General features: G+C 59.2%; 1 protein-coding gene. It reads right to left on the bottom strand.

Translation table 11 applies throughout. The features are described 5' to 3' along the window. Positions 1 to 411 (bottom strand): aminotransferase class IV (locus FLO80_RS22215; RefSeq protein WP_188078413.1); only part of this gene is annotated, 411 nt, incomplete at its 3' end. Positions 412 to 429: the final 18 nt, after the last annotated feature.

Below are 429 nucleotides of genomic sequence, written 5' to 3'. Positions count from 1 at the left end.
CTTGATGCCCTTTTGCGCCACCGGATTGGCGGCAAGGCCCGGCTTGTTCTGGGTGAACAGAACCACGGTGCACGGCACGGTTTCGGGGTCAGGGAAGGCAAAGTCGCGGTCATCGGGCGCGCCACGGGTGATTTGCAGATAGATCATGCCCTCTTCGATCCCGTTCAGACGCACCAATTCGCGGTGCACTTCCAGCAGGTCGTCCTTGGTGATCGGGTTCTTCATGTCCAGCTCGTCCAGCGAGCGTTGCAGGCGCACCGCGTGGCCGTCAAAGTCGATCAGCTTGCCGTCCAGCACGCTGGTCACTTCGTAGACACCGTCGGCCATCAGAAAGCCGCGAACAAAGATCGACACTTTCGCTTCGGTCTCGGGCAGGTAGTCGCCGTTCACATAAACAGTACGCATGTGCATCATCCCCATAGTTTCGCA

It is taken from the genome of Aquicoccus porphyridii (assembly GCF_008369105.1).
In the GTDB taxonomy this organism is placed as follows: domain Bacteria; phylum Pseudomonadota; class Alphaproteobacteria; order Rhodobacterales; family Rhodobacteraceae; genus Aquicoccus; species Aquicoccus porphyridii.
This window is presented reverse-complemented; position numbering and strand designations above follow the sequence as displayed.